The organism is Leifsonia sp. RCC_180, assembly GCF_058138205.1.
The window spans coordinates 3,547,453-3,563,228 of sequence record NZ_CP200340.1; the positions used below are offsets into that span (position 1 = coordinate 3,547,453).

A 15,776-nucleotide genomic window follows, 5' to 3' on the forward strand; every position below is an offset into this window, starting at 1 on the left:
GTGTACGAAGGAATCGTCCAGGAGCTGATCGACGAGCTGGGACGCCTGCCGGGCATCGGCCCGAAGTCCGCCCAGCGCATCGCATTCCACATCCTGCAGACCGAGACGTTCGACGTCACGCGCCTGGCCGAGGTGCTGCTCGAAGTGCGCGACAAGGTCCGCTTCTGCGAGATCTGCGGCAACGTCTCCGAGCAGGCGACCTGCTCCATCTGCCGCGACCCGCGCCGCACCCCGACGCTGATCTGCGTGGTGGAGGAGGCGAAGGATGTGGTGGCGATCGAACGCACCCGCGAGTTCCGCGGCCTGTACCACGTGCTCGGCGGCGCGATCAGCCCGATCGACGGCGTCGGGCCCGACGACCTGCGCATCCGTCAGCTCATGCAGCGCCTCGCCGACGGTACGGTGCAGGAGGTCATCATCGCCACCGACCCGAACCTCGAGGGCGAGGCGACCGCGACCTACCTGAGCCGGCTGCTCACCACGCTCGAGGTCCGGGTCACACGGCTGGCCTCCGGCCTCCCCGTCGGCGGCGACCTCGAGTACGCCGACGAGGTCACCCTCGGCCGCGCCTTCGAGGGTCGTCGTCAGGTCTCCTGACCCCGCTCGACTCCAGCGGTTTCTCCACGGTCCGGGCGTTCTCCACAGGCGGTCGTCACATGAAGGAACGGTGATATCCCGGCCGGTAGGATGGGAAGCCCGTGAGTTCAGGAGTGTCCGTGGCCCTCATCGTCCAGAAGTTCGGCGGTTCGTCCGTCGCGACAGCTGAGAGCATCAAGCGCGTCGCGAAGCGCATCGTCGAGACGCGCAAGGCCGGCAACGAGGTCGTCGTCGCCGTCTCCGCGATGGGCGACACGACCGACGAACTGCTCGATCTCGCACACGAGGTCACGCCCATCCCGGCGCCGCGCGAGCTCGACATGCTGCTGACGGCGGGGGAGCGCATCTCGATGGCGCTGCTCGCGATGGCGATCAAGAGCATGGGTTACGACGCCCGGTCGTTCACCGGCAGCCAGGCGGGCATGATCACCGACGCGCAGCACGGCTCCGCCCGCATCGTCGACGTCACGCCCGGCCGTATCCAGGATGCGCTGAGCGAGGGCGCGATCGCGATCGTCGCCGGCTTCCAGGGCTTCAGCCGCGAGTCGCGCGACATCACCACCCTCGGCCGCGGCGGGTCGGACACGACGGCGGTCGCCCTCGCGGCCGCGCTGAACGCCGAGGTCTGCGAGATCTACACCGACGTCGACGGCGTGTTCACCTCCGATCCGCGGCAGGTGCCGCTCGCGCGCAAGATCGACCGCATCACCAGCGAAGAGATGCTGGAGCTCGCCGCCGCCGGTGCGAAGGTGCTGCACATCCGCGCGGTCGAGTACGCGCGCCGCCACAACGTGACGCTGCACGTCCGCTCGTCGTTCTCGAACAAAGAGGGCACGTACGTGCTCAACGAAGCCGCGGCCGCCGAGGCCGCCAAGAAGGATGGAACCGTGGAAGAGCCCATCATCTCCGGCGTGGCCACCGACCTGAGCGAGGCCAAGATCACCGTCGTCGGCGTTCCCGACGTCCCCGGCAAGGCTGCGCAGATCTTCAAGATCGTGGCGAAGGCCAACGCCAACGTCGACATGATCGTGCAGAACGTCTCCGCTGCGGCGACGAGCCTCACCGACATCTCCTTCACGCTGCCGAAGTCGGAGGGCCAGCGCGTGCTGACCGCCCTCACCGCGGAGCGCGACGAGGTCGGCTACCAGTCGCTCCAGTACGACGACCAGATCGGCAAGCTGGCCCTGGTCGGCGCCGGGATGCGAACCAACTCCGGCGTCTCGGCCAAGCTCTTCGAGGCCCTGTTCGACGCGGGCATCAACATCGAGATGATCTCGACGAGCGAGATCCGCATCTCGGTTGTGACCCGCGCCGACACGGTCGCGGAAGCCGCCCGGGTGGTCCACACCGCGTTCGGGCTCGACGGCGACGAGAAGGCCGTCGTCTACGCGGGCACCGGTCGCTAGGCCGATCCACACCTCTGGGAATGGCCGCCGGCCACCGGCGGTTCACCTCTCCAAACGACCCGAAGGGGCTGACATGAGCCAGTTCACTGATTTCGACAGCAACGGCGTGCGGCTGGCCGTCGTCGGCGCGACCGGCCAGGTGGGCAGCGTCATGCGCCGCCTGCTGGAAGAGCGCGCCTTCCCCGTGAAGAGCATCCGCTTCTTCGCCTCCTCCCGTTCGGCGGGCACGACCCTGCCGTTCAAGGGCCAGGAGATCACGGTCGAGGATGTCGCGACGGCTGACGTCTCCGGCATCGACATCGCCCTGTTCTCGGCCGGCGCCACCGGTTCGAAGGCGCACGCCCCGCGGTTCGCCGAGGCGGGCGCCATCGTGATCGATAACTCCAGCGGCTGGCGGATGGACCCCGACGTCCCGCTCGTGGTCTCCGAGGTGAACCCGGACGCCATCGCCGAGGCGCGCAAGGGCATCATCGCGAACCCGAACTGCACCACCATGGCGGCCATGCCCGTCCTGAAGCCCCTGCATGACGAGGCCGGGCTGACGCGGCTCATCGTGAGCACCTACCAGGCTGTGTCCGGCTCCGGGCTCGCCGGGGCGGAAGAGCTCGCCGAGCAGGCGCGTGCGGCGGTCGCCGACGAGCACCTCCTCGACCTGGTCCACGACGGCTCGGCCGTGACGCTTCCAGCGCCGGTCAAGTACGTCCGCCCGATCGCGTTCGATGTCATCCCGCTCGCCGGCTCGATCGTCGACGACGGGCTCAATGAGACCGACGAGGAGAAGAAGCTGCGCAACGAGTCGCGCAAGATCCTCGGCGTCCCCGAGCTCCTGGTGAGCGGCACGTGCGTTCGGGTCCCGGTCTTCACGGGCCACTCGCTCTCGATCAACGCCGAGTTCGCGCGACCGATCAGCCCTGAGCGTGTCGCAGAACTGCTGGCGGACGCACCGGGCGTGGAGCTGACCGACGTCCCGACTCCGCTGCAGGCGGCGGGGAGCGACCCGAGCTTCGTCGGCCGCATCCGCGCCGATGAGGGGGCGCCGGAGGGCCGCGGCATCGCTCTCTTCATCAGCAACGACAACCTCCGCAAGGGTGCAGCGCTCAACGCCGTTCAGATCGCTGAGCTCGTCGCCGAGCGGTTGTCGAACCCCGTCACCGCCTGATCCGCACGAGCGACCCGCGAGCGCTGAGTTGTCTCGATATCGAGACAACTTCGCGCTGCCGGGCGTAGCCGCCGGCCGGCGGGACCCCCGGCGCGCCGGGGCATCATAGGATTGTCGGGTGAGCAATCCTCCCATCGACGTCGTCCTCATCGGCGGCGGCATCATGAGTGCCACTCTGGGGGCAATGATCCAGCGTGTGCAGCCCGACTGGAGCATCCGCATCTACGAGCGCCTGGGCGAAGTAGCCCAGGAGTCGTCGAACCCGTGGAACAACGCGGGCACCGGCCACGCCGCGCTCTGTGAGCTGAACTACATGCCCGAGGCCTCCGACGGCACCGTCGACCCTGACAAGGCGATCAGCATCAACGAGCAGTTCCAGCTCAGCCGCCAGTTCTGGGCGAGCCTGGTCGCGGCGGGAGACCTCCCCGAGCCGAATACCTTCATCAACTCCACGCCGCACATGACGTTCGTGCGTGGGCGCGAGAACGTCCGCTACCTCCGCAAGCGCTACGAGGCCCTGAAGGACCAGCCGCTGTTCGCCGGCATGGAGTACTCGGAGGACCCGGCGGTGATCGGCGAGTGGACGCCGCTGCTGACGAAGAAGCGCAACGTCCGGCAGCGCATCGCCGCCACCCGCCAGACCTCGGGCACCGACGTCGACTTCGGCGCGCTGACCCGCTCCCTCATTGACAACCTGGTCGAGAATGGCGCCGAGCTCGCGCTGAACCACAGCGTCCGCAGCATCAAGCGCACCAAGGACGGTCTCTGGCGGCTCTCGGTTCGTCACGAGGTCGGCCACACGTCGCACGTCGCGACCGCAAGGTTCGTCTTCGTGGGCGCCGGCGGTGGAGCGCTGCACCTGCTGCAGAAGTCCGGCATCCCGGAGATCAAGGGCTTCGGTGGCTTCCCGATCTCCGGCCAGTTCCTGCGCACCACCGACCCGAAGCTGGTCGCCCAGCACCAGGCCAAGGTCTACGGCAAGGCGGCCGTCGGCGCTCCGCCGATGTCGGTGCCGCACCTCGACACCCGCGTCGTTGACGGCCAGGCGTCCCTGCTGTTCGGCCCGTACGCCGGCTTCAGCCCCAAGTTCCTGAAAACAGGATCGTGGTTCGACCTGCCCGGATCCATCCGTGCGCACAACCTCGGCCCGATGCTGGCGGTCGCTCGGGACAACTTCGCGCTCATCAAGTACCTGGTCGGCGAGCTGCTCGCCAACCGCGCCAAGAAGATGAAGGCGCTGCAGGAGTTCATGCCGACCGCGAAGAGCGAGGACTGGGAACTCATCACGGCCGGCCAGCGCGTCCAGGTGATGAAGAAGGATGCGAAGAAGGGCGGCGTGCTGCAGTTCGGCACCGAGGTGGTCGCCGCAGAGGACGGCTCGATCGCGGGCCTTCTCGGGGCCTCGCCCGGCGCATCCACCGCCGTACCGATCATGGTGGACCTGCTGAAGCGCTGCTTCCCCGACCGCTTCTCCGCCTGGCTACCGACGCTCAAGGAGCTCATCCCGACGGTCGGGACGACGCTCAACGACAAGCCGGACGAGGCCGAGCGCGTACTCGAGACGACGGCCGGAACGCTGCAGCTCCAGCAGTAGGGCGCTGGACAGCTGCGTGGGCGACCTGTTATGGTCGTCAACGCTATGAAGTGAGAACCTCCAGACGTCCCGCGCCTGAGGCGCCGTCGATGTGAGTGAGGACCCTTCGGTCACTGCGCTGCCCGGTCAGGCACCTGGGCGCTCCAGCGCCGCTCACGACGGAGACCGCCCGGCGGGAACCTGCTCCTTGTGGAGCGCCCGGAAAGGCGGTTCCCATGCCAACGATCACTCTCACACCTCTCCGCGCCGACGGCGTCTCGGTCACCTACGGCGAGCGGCGGGTGCTCAGCGACGTGTCGCTGACCGTCGCCCCCGGCTCCCGGCTGGGCCTCATCGGCGAGAACGGTGCGGGCAAGTCGACGCTCCTGCGCATGCTGGCCGGCGCGGAGACGCCCGACACCGGCGTCTTCACCCGGCCGGCGCGCACCGGCTTCCTCTGGCAGGAGGTACGGTTCGAGCCGGGTGACACCCTCGGCGCCCTCATCGAGCACGCTCTGGCCGACGTCCGTGCGATCGAGCGTGAGCTCCAGCACGCGGCCACCGCACTGGGCGCCGGTGATGCGGACGCCGAGGCGCGTTACGACGTCGCTCTCGCCGCCGCGGAGCGCGCCGAGATCTGGACGGTGGACGCGCGTCGCGATGAGCTGCTCGACGGGCTCGGCGTGGCCGGCATCCCGCTGGCCCGGCGGCTCAGCGAGGTGTCCGGCGGCCAGCGGAGCCGGTTCGCCCTCGCAGCCCTGCTGCTCGGGCGACCCGATGCCCTGCTGCTCGACGAGCCGACCAACCACCTGGACGACGAAGCAGCGGCCTTCCTGGAGCGGCAGTTGCGGGGCTGGGCGGGGCCGGTCGTGTTCGCGAGCCACGATCGCGCGTTCCTGGATGCGGTGGCGACCGGGCTGCTGGATCTCGATCCCGCCCGCTCCGGGACCACCGTGTTCGGCGGCGGGTACAGCGACTACCTGGCGGAGAAGTCCGCTGAGCGCGCGCGCTGGGAGAAGCAGCATGCCGACGAACAGGAGGAACTGAAGGCGCTGAAGCATGCCGCCGATGTGACGGCCCGCTCGATCGCCTGGTCGGGGAAGATCCGCGACAACGACAAGTTCGTCAAGTCGGTGAAAGGAAACGCGCTCGACAAACAGATCTCCCGACGGATCCGCAACGCGGAGGGACGGCTGGAGGAATTGCGCAGCACCCAGGTGCGCAAGCCTCCCGCCCGGCTCGGCTTCGCCGGCATCCCATCGGGGTTCCAGGCGCTCGGCGACGACGCGGGACTGCTGGTGCAGGCCCGAGGGGTGCGGATCCCCGGTCGCCTGGACGTCGGCGAGTTCTCGGTCGCCCGGGATGCGCGCATCCTGGTGACGGGGGCGAACGGTGCCGGCAAGTCGACGCTGCTCGCCGTGCTGGCCGGCCGGCTGGAGCCGGAGGCGGGGTCGGTGCAGCGCAGGCGCGGGCTGCGCGTTGGGCTGCTGGAGCAGGATGTGCGGTTCGGCGACCCCGCAGCATCACCGAGGCGGATCTACGAGAGCGTCGTGGGCGAACGCCGGGCGGAGTCGGTGCCTCTGACCTCGCTCGGTCTGATCGCCCCGCGCGACGCGGACCGGTCGGTCGGCACCCTCTCGGTCGGTCAGCAGCGGCGTATGGCGCTCGCGCTGATCATCGCCCGCCCGCCGCATCTCTTCCTGCTCGACGAGCCGACGAATCACCTCTCGCTCGGGCTTGCCACGGAGTTGGAGGAGGCGCTCGGCGCGTACCCGGGGGCCGTCGTCGTCGCGAGCCACGACCGCTGGCTGCGCTCCGGCTGGAAGGGGGAGACGGTGCACCTTGCTTAAGATTCGAACGTATGTTCGAATAGTTCCATGCGTTGGAGTGGTCAGGAGTTGTCGGTCGATGAGCCTTCCGCGCTGCCTGGGCTCGCCCGCCTGAACAACCTCGTCCGCTCCGTGCGGACACCCGACTTCGCCGGCATCACGTTCCACGAGGTGCTGGCGAAGTCGGCCCTCAACAAGATCCCCGGCGGGGGAGGGCCCATGCCGTTCGGCTGGACCATCAATCCCTATCGCGGGTGCTCGCACGCCTGCGTGTACTGCTTCGCGCGACCGACGCACACGTATCTCGACCTCGACTCCGGGAAAGACTTCGACAACGAGATCATCGTGAAGGTGAATGTCGCCGAGGTTCTGCGGAAAGAGCTGTCGAAGCCCAGCTGGGGGCATCATCCCGTAGCGCTGGGCACCAACACCGACCCCTATCAGCGGGCGGAGGGCCGCTACTCGCTCATGCCCGGGATCATCGACGCGCTCGCCGACTCGGGCACGCCGTTCAGCATCCTGACCAAGGGCTCGCTGTTGCGACGCGATCTCGACCGGTTGGTCGAGGCGAACAAGCGGGTGCCCGTCGACCTCGCGATGTCGATCGCGGTGTACGACGACGAGCTGCAGCAGTCCGTCGAGCCCGGCACCCCGACCACCAAGGCGCGTCTCGCCACGGTGACGGCGGTCCGCGAGCACGGGCTCGACTGTGGGGTGTTCCTCATGCCGATAATCCCGTACCTCACCGACACCAAGGCCCATCTCGATGAGGCGCTGCGCCAGGCGAAGGAGGCCGGGGCGACCTCGGTGCTGTACTCGGCGCTCCACCTGAAGCCCGGCGTGAAGGAGTGGTTCTATCTGTGGCTGGGGCGCGAGCATCCCGAACTCCTGCCGCAGTACCGGCAGATGTACGGGCGCGGTAGGTACGCGCCGAAGGAGTATCGCGGGTGGTTGGCCGGGCGGATCAAGCCGCTCATCCGCGCATACGGGCTGGAGCGCGGGGAGGAGGATCCGGCAACGGGAGGCGTCCGGTCGAGTGCGCTCGGGATGCTGCGCAATGACGAGGGGGAACGGCAGAGCGTAGGCTCGGCGGTGCGGGCGACCGCGGGGGCGGAGGCGCCGGACGCGGCGTCGATCGTGAGCGCATCCCTGACGGGGCTGGGGGTGCAGCCGACACTGTTCTGACGCGGGGTACACACGGGCGCACACGACCGGGGTACACAGGGGCGTCGGCGGATGCCATAATCCCGAAGGGACCGAGACATGCTCGGATCCGGAAGGGACAGGACGTGTCGCTCGGTCTGCCCAGCCACCTGGCGCGACCCGCGAACTCCCGCGCCCTCGCCGCGGCAGCCCGCTGGGCCGGCCTGGTCTGCCTGGGAGCAGCCGTCGTAAACGTCGGGACGTCGAGCCTGAGCAACGGCAACGTCACCTCCTGGGTGACGCTGCTCGTGCTGGTCCCGATGGTCGCGCTTCTTCTAGCCCTGTCGCGCGGTCGCACGGTCGGGCTCACCATGGCGTACCTGCTCGTCGGCACGGTATGCACATACTTCTATGTCGTCGCCTTGCTCACGGGTACGCCGGCCTACCACGACACGAATCTCTTCGTGATCGCACTCCCCGTCGTCGCCATGACCCTGGTCGGCGGAACCGGCACGGGGGCGCTCGTCGGCATCCTCTGGGCCACGGCCGGCTTCGCGCTGGCGGAGGCGGCGGTCATCCTGGGAGCGGCGACGACGGACCGCGTCTACATCCCCGACGCCATCTCACTGGGTGCCTATCTGCTCCTCGTCGGCGTGCTCGCCTTCGACGGGCTGACACGTGGAACCCGGTCGCGTGCGCAGACCGCCCTGCACCGTGCAGTGCGCGACGCCCGGCTCGTCGACCTGCGTCGCGAACTCGTGGCCGCCTCCACCGCCGATCTCCACGACACGGTCCTCAGCGAGCTCGTCGCGGTCGCCGCGTCGGAGCCCGGACCGCTCGACGAGCGACTCGCCCGCCGGATCGAGGCCGACCTCCGCGGCCTAGGAACGGGCGCCCACGAGGGAGCTGCTGCCGAGAGCGAGCCCGCGCACGCGGAGGCGGACCCCTGGTACGACAGCGAACTCCACCGCGCCATCGAGGCCGCCCGCGACGAGGGACTCACCGTCGACATCTCCGGCGACCGCGCGCCCTACGTGCGGCTCAGCGAGGATGCGCGCCGCGCGCTCGGCCTAGCGGTGCGTCAGTGCCTGGTCAATGTCGTCCGCCACTCCGGCAGCCCCAGCGCCGAGGTCGCCCTGTCGGCCGGGGGCGGATCCGTGTCGGTCATGGTGGTGGATGGAGGCAGCGGCTTCCCGGTGTCCGCGCCGGCCGCCGACCGGCTGGGCCTGCGGCAGTCCGTGGGTGACCGCATCGCCCGTGTCGGAGGCACCGTCGACATCTACTCGAGCGCCGATGTGGGCACGACCGTCATCATGACCGTGCCGATGGTCCCCGGCGCTGCTGAGACGTGGGGCCGAGCCGGATGACCGCCCTGAACCAGCGCACGATCGTCGGTGCGCGATCCGTCGCCATTGAGCGCACACCGCAACGGCTGGATCCGCTCGGCGCCCAGTCGGCCTGGCTGCTCGTCCCGCTCCTGGGGGCGCTGGCCCTCGCCTATGCCCTGTTCTCCACGATCCGGCATGCCGGACAGATCCGCGACCTCTCGATGGGCATCGTCGCGATCGTCGTGTTGTTCCTCGCCGTCCTTGTGGCGGCGATCCGCACGCATCCGGGTCTCGCCCCGTTCGGGCGATGGTCGCACTTCTCGATCATCGGCGTCACGCTCACTGCGGCCTGTGTGTTCACTGCGTCGGTGTGGGGAAGCAACGAGCGCATCCAGGACGACTGGGGTCAGATCGCTGTCGCACTACTCCTGGTCGCGATGCCCCTGTACCGCCCCATCGGAGAGGTCGCCGGCTCGGCGATCGTCGCGGCCGTAGTGCTCGGGTGTCTCGCCGCGGCGCAGCACTCTCTCGTCATCGCCAACAGCCCGCTGGTGTACGCCACGGTCTCTGCGACTCCCATCCTCGCGCTGGCTGCAGGCGGCGCCGGCTACGCGTGGACGATCACGGGTGAGACGTTGCGGTGGCGCGAGGTGGCCCGCGAGGGTCAGCAGCGGCTCGAAGGGGAGTTGCGTCAGGCGGCCGAGCGGATGATCGCGCAGGAGCGCATGACCGCACTGAACGTCGAGGCGGTGCCGTTCCTGACGGCACTGCTGCGAAGCGGAACCGTCACCGGCGAAGACGTCACGAAGGCGCGTGCGATCGCCGATCGCCTGCGCGGGACAGCGGTCCGCGCTGTGGCGCGCAGCTGGCTGGAGGACACCGTCGATCTCGCGCTCGCGCCCCGACTCGTGCAGTCGGCGTCCGTGGACACCGTAGGCCCCGCTCAGGCACACGTGGACGACCCCGACCGCCTGGAACGCGTGCTCACCGCCGACCAGCGGGCCATCGTCGGCGCGCTCATCGCGACCGTCGCGGCCCGTCCGGGACTCGACCCCGAGAGCCTGCGCGTCACGGCGAGCAACCCCGAGCGACCGAGATTCCTGCTGGAGGCGCACGTCGTCGAGCCCCGCGCGGACCTCCGTCGTGAGTTGCTTCCGCTGGTCAGCTCACTCAATTCGGTGGCCATGCAGGCGACGCTGCGCCTGCGCGCCGGCGACCTGGCCGTCAGGTTCACCTACCCTGGAGGGGGCTCGAACGATCGCGGAGGGAGGAGACGATGAGCAGCATCCACTCGGAGCGTCCGCAGGTGACGGTCCCGCACGCCGGTGGTCCGCACGCCGAGCCGCCGATCCGGCTGGCTATCCTCGACGACCATGAGCTGCTCCTCGACAGCCTGGCCTCCTGGATCGAGAAGAACGCGCCGGATTTCGACCTCGTCCTCCGCGCGAGCAGTTGGCTCGAACTCGTCCACAGCGACGCGTTCCCCACGGACCTCGTCATCATGGACCTGCAGCTCAAGGAGTCGGTCTCCATCGGCGCGCGCGTGCGCACATGCAGGGCGGCGGGTGCGAAGGTCGTCGTTCTGAGCGCTGTCGACACGCCGGAAGACCGGGATGCGGCGCTCGCCGCGGGCGCTCTGGCGTACGTCACCAAGTCGCAGCCGATCTCGGAGCTGTTGTCGGCCGCCCTTGCGGCTGCGGGACGCGGCGCGGGCCGCACCGCTCCGGCCCAGACCGCCTGGCGCCCCAAGCCGCTCATCCCGCAGTCGGCGAGACCCCGCCTCAGCGACGGTGAGCGGCAGGCGCTCGTGCTGTATGCCGATGGTCGCACCACCTCGGAGGTGGCGCGCGCGATGAACGTCCAGTACGAGACGGCGAAGACGTACCTGCGGCGGGTGCGGGAGAAGTACGGCAAGGCCGGGCGTCCGACGAGTTCGCGCGCGGACCTGATCCGCCGCGCCGCGGAGGACGGCTACCTCACCTGACGCGCTCACCTGACGCGCCTCACCTGACGTGCCGCGACGTCCGGGCGTCCCGTCCACATAGGATCGATGCGTGGCAAAACTGTATTTCCGCTACGGCGCGATGAACAGCGGCAAGAGCACGGCCATGCTTCAGGCCGCGTACAACTACGAGGAACGCGGCCACCGCGTCCTGCTCACGAAGCCGTCGATCGACACCAAGGGCGACCTCGGCATCCTTTCCCGGCTGGGCGTGACACGTGAGGTCGACTTCCTCATCACCCCGGAGACCGACGCATACGGCGCCTTTCAGCGGCATCGCGAGCGCACCATCAAGCGCTTCGACACCGACGTGAGTGCCCTGTTGGTGGATGAGGCGCAGTTCCTCACCGAGGCGCAGGTGGACGACCTGCTGCGCATCGCCCTGCTCGACGGCGTCCCGGTGCTCGCCTACGGCATCCGCACCGACTTCCAGACGGTCGCCTTCCCGGGCAGCCGTCGCCTGCTGGAGGTCGCGCACAGCCTCGAAGAGCTGAAGACGATCTGCCGCTGCGGCCGCAAGGCGATCTTCAACGCGCGGAAGATCGACGGCGTCTTCGTCTTCGACGGCGACCAGGTGGCCATCGACGGAGCGTCGGTCTCTTACGAGTCGTTGTGCGGAAACTGCTACCTTCAGGAAAGCCGAGGTGTCCTCAACAATGGCCGTCGGCACTGGCCTGTGGATGCGGCACCCGCCTATGTCGACGAGCCGGACCCCGATTTCACCTGAGGCACCGCTTCACCTGAGGCACCGCTTCACCTGAGGCGCTTCACCTGCTGGTCCGACCACTGGACGGCCCGACCCCTTGCGAAGGATTTGGACACATGAGAATTTCCGTGATCGGCTGCGGCTATCTCGGGGCCGTGCATGCCGCGTCCATGGCTCACCTGGGTCATGAGGTCGTCGGCATCGACGTCGACGAGGCGAAGATCGCCTCCCTCTCGGCCGGGCGCGCTCCGTTCTTCGAGCCCGGACTTCCTGAGGTGCTGCAAAGCGCATCCGCTTCGGGCCGTCTGCGCTTCACGACGGACTTCGCCGCCGCCGCCGAGGCGGACGTGCACTTCGTGGCCGTCGGCACCCCGCAGGCGGCGGACGGGGATGCGGCGGACATGCGTTTCGTCGACGCGGCCTTCGCCACCCTCCTCGAGTATGCGAAGCCCGGCGACCTCATCGTCGGCAAGAGCACCGTCCCGGTGGGGACGGCCGCACGGCTGGCCGCTCTCGTGGCCGAGCGCCAGCCGGGTGCGACGCTGGCCTGGAATCCGGAGTTCCTGCGCGAGGGCTTCGCCGTGAAAGACACGGTCAGCCCCGACCGGCTGGTGTACGGCGTGCCGGAGGGCGAGGCGGGGGAGCGCGCCGCCCGGCTGCTGGACGAGGTCTACGCCTCTGCGGTCGCGACGGGCACTCCGATCATCGTCACCGACTACGCGACGGCGGAACTCGTCAAAGTGTCCGCCAACGCGTTCCTCGCGACCAAGATCTCCTTCATCAACGCCATGGCCGAGATCGCCGAGGTGACGGGAGCCGATGTGACGAAGCTCGCCGACGCGATCGGTCACGACGCCCGCATCGGCCGCCGCTTCCTGAATGCAGGGGTCGGTTTCGGCGGCGGCTGCCTGCCGAAGGACATCCGCGCGTTCAGCGCCCGGGCACGGGAGCTCGGGGTGGGGGAGTCGCTGCAGTTCCTCGACGAGGTCGACAAGATCAATCTGCGTCGCCGCGCACGCGTGGTCGAGATGGTCCGGGAGGAAGCGGGTCGTCTCGAGGGCGTTCGCGTCGGTGTGCTCGGCCTCGCCTTCAAGCCGCATTCGGACGACGTCCGTGATTCGCCGGCCCTCGAGATCGCGATGCGGCTGGCCGAGGCGGGTGCAGTGGTGATCGCCACCGACCCGCAGGCTGTGGAGAACGCGCGCCGCCGCGCGCCGGCGCTGTCGTTCGTGGAGACCGCGGAAGAAGCGGTGCGGGATGCGGATGTCGTCCTGCTGATCACCGAGTGGCCGGAGTTCACGGGCCTCGACCCCGAGGCTCTGGGCGAACTGGTGGCGCACCGCACGGTGATCGACGGGCGCAACTCGCTCAATCCCGCCGCGTGGCGCGCCGCCGGGTGGGCGTACCGCGGGCTCGGTCGCTGACCCGGCGCTCACAGCGCGTTCATCGCCTCGCAAACTCGCCCCATTTGGGGGCCGCCAAAAAAGTGAGGATTTGTTAGATTTGTCGTATGGCGACAGGTCTCACGGAGCCGGACGCGCCGCCGCGTCCCGCGGATGCGCCGTCGAACGCGCCCCGGCGCGGTCGGTGGTGGCTCCGGCTGCATCTGCGCCATCCCGTCACCATCGGCATCCTCGTCGGCATCGGCGTCGTTCTCCTCTTCGCCATCGTGTGGATCGGCGCCCGCGGCTACCTGGCGCAACGAGCGCTCACCGATGCCATCCCGGCTGCGGAGCAGGTCAAGACCGCCATCGGGTCCGGTGACCTGAAAGCGGCAGGCCGGGCGGCCGACGCCCTGAGCCGGAAGACGCACCAGGCGGCAACGCTCACCTCGGATCCCGTCTGGCTGACGGCCGAGGGGGTGCCGTGGATCGGACCCAACCTCACCGCCGTTCGGACGGCCGCTGCCGCATCCGACGAGGTGGCCTCCCATGTCGTCGAGCCGTTGGTCGCCGCCGGCGCGGCGGTCGACCTGCGGGCGCTGGCGATCCGCAACGGCCGGATCGACCTCGCTCCCCTCACGGCCGCGCAACCGGCGGTCGCCAAGGCCGGCAAGGCCTTCACGGCCGCGCGGGCGAGCGTCGCCACGATCGAGACCGGCGCACTGATCAGTCCGATCGCGGGCGGCGTCGACCGCCTCCACGACGTGCTGGACCGTGCAGCTCCGGAGATGGACGCGATCGGCAATGCCGTGCGCCTGCTGCCGTCGATGCTCGGGGCAGACGGCCCCCGCGACTACCTGCTCGCCGCTCAGAACCCTGCCGAGCTCCGCGCGACCGGCGGGCTGATCGGGGCGGTCGCCCTCGTGCACGCCGACAACGGGGCGGTCACGCTGCAGCGTCAGTCCGCGGGGACATCGATCGGTCCCTGGCCGACGCCGGTTGCCGACGTCCCCCTGAACACCGTCGGTCTCTACGGTCCGCTGGTCGGACGCTACCTGCAGGATGCGAACCTCACGCCGGACTTCCCGCTCGCGGCGGCAACGGCCTCCCGGATGTGGACCACCATGTACGGCGGGACCGTCGATGGTGTCGTCGCGGTCGATCCGGTGGTCCTCAGCGGGCTGCTGAAGTCGACCGGTCCTGTGACGCTTCCGTCGGGAGATCGGCTGACTTCGTCGAACGCGGTCAAGCTGCTCCTGAGCGACGTCTACCAGCGATACACCGACCCGGCCCAGCAGGATGCGTTCTTCGCCTCCGCCGCGAGTGCGGTGTTCGACCGGATGTCGTCCGGTGATGTGGACGCGAAGAAGCTGGTGACCGCGCTGGCCGACGCCGGCGAATCCCGGCGAGTGCTGATCTGGAGCACGCACGACGACGATCAGAAGATCCTCGGGCAGACGACCCTCGCGGGCAGTCTTCCCCTCTCCGACCTGTCGACGGCAGGGATCGGCGTCTACTTCAACGACGCTACGGGCGCGAAGATGGACTACTACCTCGGCACCTCCGTCGCGGCAGGGTCCGCAGTGTGCCGTGCCGACGGCAAGCCGTCGACGGTCGTCCGCGTGACGCTGACGAACAAGGCGCCGGCCGACGCAGGGACGGCACTTCCGCGCTACGTCACCGGCGGCGGCACCTACGGCGTCCATCCCGGGAACATCCGTACGCGGGTGGCGGTCTACGGGCCGGCAGGCGGGCTGCTGGCAGCGACCCAGAGCGACGGTGAGAACTACACGACCGTCGCAGGCGTCGACCGCTCACGCCCGGTGAGCCTCTACACCGTCGAGCTGGCGCCAGGGGAGTCGAGGACGGTCACGGTGCAGTTCCTGAATGACCGGCAGACGTCATCCGATCTCAGCGTCGTGACCACGCCCACGCTGCCCGGGGACGGTACGACCCCCGATGTGGGGGCAGGAAATGCCGTCGCGCCCATTGTCGTTCAGTGCTCAACGGTCGTAAAGTGAAGATTACTCAACTGATAACCCGACCGTGAGCCGGGCCCCTACAGAAAGGCGGGCCGATGTTCAAGAAGATCCTGGCGGCAGTCGCCGTGACCGCGGGGCTGCTGCTTGCGGCTCCCGCGGCGGCGAACGCTGTCAACTACACCGACGGCGCCCAGTGCAAGTTCGACGTCAGCGTCGTGGAGGCAGGCGGAACCGCAACACTCGTCTGCATCCCGGGCACCTGGTCGCCCGGCGAGGCCATCAACTGGACCGTGACCGGACAGAACGGTGCCCAGTTCAAGCTGGCATCGCTGAAGACCGCGACCAGCAGCCTCGCATTCACCAAGCACTCCAACGCTGACGGCAGCGACGTGCTGACCGTGACGCTCCCCGCGGATGCGTCCGGAACCTACAGCGTCGTCGGAGTCGGCCAGTCCAGCGGGCACGAGTGCCCCGCCTCGCTGACCGTCCTGCCGGCCGACCAGGCCAGCACCGTCCTCGACCCCGGAGACGGACTCGCCCACACGGGCTCGGTCGTCGCCACCTGGGCGGCCTGGATGGGCGGTTCGCTCGTCATCCTGGGCCTCATCGCCCTCGCGGTGGTCGGCTGGGTGCGCAAGGTCAAGGCGTCCTGACACCACTATCGATGAT

13 protein-coding genes are annotated in these 15,776 nt (G+C 69.2%); all 13 read left to right on the forward strand.

All coding sequences use genetic code 11. The features are described from left to right. The 13 genes from recR to AB7E03_RS17515 all read left to right on the forward strand — a co-directional run bounded on the left by recR (position 1) and on the right by AB7E03_RS17515 (position 15,760). A complete protein-coding gene (recR, locus tag AB7E03_RS17455) occupies positions 1-597 on the forward strand; it encodes a recombination mediator RecR (RefSeq protein WP_489942590.1) in 597 nt (198 codons plus the stop codon). Between the two features lie 119 nt (positions 598-716). Beyond that, positions 717-2,003, forward strand: a complete 1,287-nt coding sequence (locus AB7E03_RS17460) for an aspartate kinase (RefSeq protein WP_441784016.1) — start codon at positions 717-719, stop codon at positions 2,001-2,003. A 73-nt stretch (positions 2,004-2,076) separates the two neighbouring features. Continuing rightward, the gene (locus tag AB7E03_RS17465) at positions 2,077-3,162 is read left to right on the forward strand and encodes an aspartate-semialdehyde dehydrogenase (protein ID WP_441783726.1); all 1,086 of its coding nucleotides are present in this window, start codon (positions 2,077-2,079) and stop codon (positions 3,160-3,162) included. A gap of 118 nt (positions 3,163-3,280) precedes the next feature. Beyond that, the gene (locus tag AB7E03_RS17470; protein WP_489942591.1) at positions 3,281-4,756 is read left to right on the forward strand and encodes a malate:quinone oxidoreductase; all 1,476 of its coding nucleotides are present in this window, start codon (positions 3,281-3,283) and stop codon (positions 4,754-4,756) included. A gap of 215 nt (positions 4,757-4,971) precedes the next feature. Then, positions 4,972-6,585, forward strand: a complete 1,614-nt coding sequence (locus AB7E03_RS17475; protein WP_489942592.1) for an ABC-F family ATP-binding cassette domain-containing protein — start codon at positions 4,972-4,974, stop codon at positions 6,583-6,585. Positions 6,586-6,612: 27 nt separating this feature from the next. Further along, positions 6,613-7,749, forward strand: a complete 1,137-nt coding sequence (locus AB7E03_RS17480; protein WP_489942593.1) for an Rv2578c family radical SAM protein — start codon at positions 6,613-6,615, stop codon at positions 7,747-7,749. Positions 7,750-7,853: 104 nt separating this feature from the next. Continuing rightward, positions 7,854-9,074 carry a sensor histidine kinase gene (locus AB7E03_RS17485; RefSeq protein WP_489942594.1) on the forward strand — a complete coding sequence of 407 codons (1,221 nt, stop codon included), beginning with the start codon at positions 7,854-7,856 and terminating at the stop codon, positions 9,072-9,074. After that, positions 9,071-10,315 (forward strand): hypothetical protein, encoded by a 1,245-nt coding sequence (locus tag AB7E03_RS17490; RefSeq protein WP_489942595.1) that lies wholly within the window; start codon positions 9,071-9,073, stop codon positions 10,313-10,315. Before AB7E03_RS17485 ends, AB7E03_RS17490 begins: the two co-directional genes overlap by 4 nt. Then, positions 10,312-11,019 (forward strand): response regulator transcription factor, encoded by a 708-nt coding sequence (locus tag AB7E03_RS17495; protein ID WP_489942596.1) that lies wholly within the window; start codon positions 10,312-10,314, stop codon positions 11,017-11,019. The genes AB7E03_RS17490 and AB7E03_RS17495 overlap by 4 nt, the downstream gene beginning before the upstream one ends. A gap of 70 nt (positions 11,020-11,089) precedes the next feature. Further along, complete coding sequence (locus AB7E03_RS17500; RefSeq protein ID WP_489942597.1) at positions 11,090-11,764, forward strand: thymidine kinase; 675 nt, start codon at positions 11,090-11,092, stop codon at positions 11,762-11,764. Positions 11,765-11,859: 95 nt separating this feature from the next. Continuing rightward, a complete protein-coding gene (locus AB7E03_RS17505; RefSeq protein ID WP_489942598.1) occupies positions 11,860-13,167 on the forward strand; it encodes a UDP-glucose dehydrogenase family protein in 1,308 nt (435 codons plus the stop codon). Between the two features lie 86 nt (positions 13,168-13,253). After that, complete coding sequence (locus AB7E03_RS17510) at positions 13,254-15,146, forward strand: DUF4012 domain-containing protein (RefSeq protein ID WP_489942599.1); 1,893 nt, start codon at positions 13,254-13,256, stop codon at positions 15,144-15,146. A gap of 56 nt (positions 15,147-15,202) precedes the next feature. Continuing rightward, positions 15,203-15,760 (forward strand): hypothetical protein, encoded by a 558-nt coding sequence (locus AB7E03_RS17515; protein WP_441783736.1) that lies wholly within the window; start codon positions 15,203-15,205, stop codon positions 15,758-15,760. Positions 15,761-15,776 lie beyond the last annotated feature (16 nt).

What these genes read in the sequence shown, in the direction of transcription:
- AB7E03_RS17480 (WP_489942593.1), top strand. Translation starts at nt 6,613, where the DNA reads ATGCGTTGGAGTGGTCAGGAGTTGTCGGTCGATGAGCCTTCCGCGCTG.
- AB7E03_RS17475 (WP_489942592.1), top strand. Translation starts at nt 4,972, where the DNA reads ATGCCAACGATCACTCTCACACCTCTCCGCGCCGACGGCGTCTCGGTC.
- AB7E03_RS17465 (WP_441783726.1), top strand. Translation starts at nt 2,077, where the DNA reads ATGAGCCAGTTCACTGATTTCGACAGCAACGGCGTGCGGCTGGCCGTC.
- AB7E03_RS17510 (WP_489942599.1), top strand. Translation starts at nt 13,254, where the DNA reads ATGGCGACAGGTCTCACGGAGCCGGACGCGCCGCCGCGTCCCGCGGAT.
- AB7E03_RS17515 (WP_441783736.1), top strand. Translation starts at nt 15,203, where the DNA reads ATGTTCAAGAAGATCCTGGCGGCAGTCGCCGTGACCGCGGGGCTGCTG.
- AB7E03_RS17495 (WP_489942596.1), top strand. Translation starts at nt 10,312, where the DNA reads ATGAGCAGCATCCACTCGGAGCGTCCGCAGGTGACGGTCCCGCACGCC.
- AB7E03_RS17490 (WP_489942595.1), top strand. Translation starts at nt 9,071, where the DNA reads ATGACCGCCCTGAACCAGCGCACGATCGTCGGTGCGCGATCCGTCGCC.
- AB7E03_RS17505 (WP_489942598.1), top strand. Translation starts at nt 11,860, where the DNA reads ATGAGAATTTCCGTGATCGGCTGCGGCTATCTCGGGGCCGTGCATGCC.